The organism is uncultured Agitococcus sp. (assembly GCF_937920075.1).
Taxonomy (GTDB): domain Bacteria; phylum Pseudomonadota; class Gammaproteobacteria; order Pseudomonadales; family Moraxellaceae; genus Agitococcus.
In genome coordinates this window covers 1-1,325 of sequence record NZ_CALETI010000141.1, presented here as the reverse complement: position 1 = coordinate 1,325, position 1,325 = coordinate 1, and the positions used below count along the sequence as shown (strand labels likewise).

Genomic DNA, 1,325 nt, shown 5'->3' with positions numbered 1-1,325 from the left:
GGCGAAGACACTCTTTCCCTACACGACGCTCTTCCGATCTGGTCGCCGTACTCATTATTGCCTGTCCTTGTGCGCTAGGTTTAGCGACACCGATGTCCATTATGGTGGCAACGGGCACAGGGGCGAGTAAAGGCGTGCTGTTTAGAGATGCCTCTGCGATTGAGAATTTGCGGAAAATTGACACTTTAATTGTCGATAAAACAGGCACGCTCACCGAAGGTCGCCCTGCATTTGATCGTGTTGTACCTACAGAGGGTTTTAGCGAGGCGGACGTGCTGTATCTTGCCGCCAGTCTGGATCAGGGTAGTGAGCATCCACTCGCCGCCGCCATTGTCAGTGCCGCTCGTGTGCGCGGAATCACACTCGGGACAGTGACACAATTTGAGTCCAATACAGGCATTGGTGTCCATGGTGAAGTGGCAGGGAAGAAATTGGTGATGGGTAACACCACGCTCATGGAACAAACAGGCGTTGCGACGGCATCCCTCCAAAGCTCGGCGGAACAGTTGAGAACGCAGGGAGCGAGCGTGATGTATCTCGCTGTAGATGGGCAATTGGCAGGTTTACTTGCCGTTTCTGACCCCATTAAAGCAACGACCGCAGACGCCTTAGCCTCGTTACGAGCGGCCAATATCCGTGTCATTATGGCAACTGGCGATGGTTTGACCACAGCAAAATCGGTGGGGCAGCGTTTGGGCATAGATGAAGTATATGGCGAGGTAAAACCAGCAGACAAACTGGCTTTAGTGGAGCGTCTGCAACGTGAAGGCCGCTGTGTGGCGATGGCGGGCGATGGTATCAATGACGCGCCAGCTCTGGCTCGAGCTGATGTCGGTATTGCGATGGGAACAGGCACCGATGTCGCCATGAATAGTGCACAGGTAACGTTGGTGAAAGGGGATTTGCGAGGTATTACCTTGGCCTGCGGTATTTCCATTGCGACTGTCGCCAATATGAAGCAAAACTTGGCTTTTGCCTTTGTCTATAATGCCATTGGTGTGCCGATTGCTGCGGGCGTACTATATCCGCTAACAGGCTGGCTGCTGTCACCGATGATTGCTGCTTTAGCGATGAGCCTGAGTTCTGTGTCTGTCGTTTTTAATGCGTTGCGTTTACGTCGTGAGGTTGATTGAGTACAGCTAAATGGGGTAGTAGTGGTGCAGGCATTAAATATGGCGATTAAACGGCGAAAGGCTTAATTGTCCATTCTGACAGAGGAAGTCAATACTGTAGCCACGCCTATCGTAACGTAACGTAATAACACAGCATCAATTTGTGGGTTCAATGAGTGCTAAGGGGAATTGTTATGATAATGCGCCCATTGA

The 1,325-nt window shown here is 51.4% G+C and carries 1 pseudogene; it reads left to right on the top strand.

Going from position 1 to position 1,325, the window contains the following annotated elements:
- Positions 1–1,151: 1,151 nt before the first annotated feature.
- Positions 1,152–1,325 (top strand): annotated as a pseudogene (locus Q0212_RS05240) (IS3 family transposase); the annotation flags it as partial.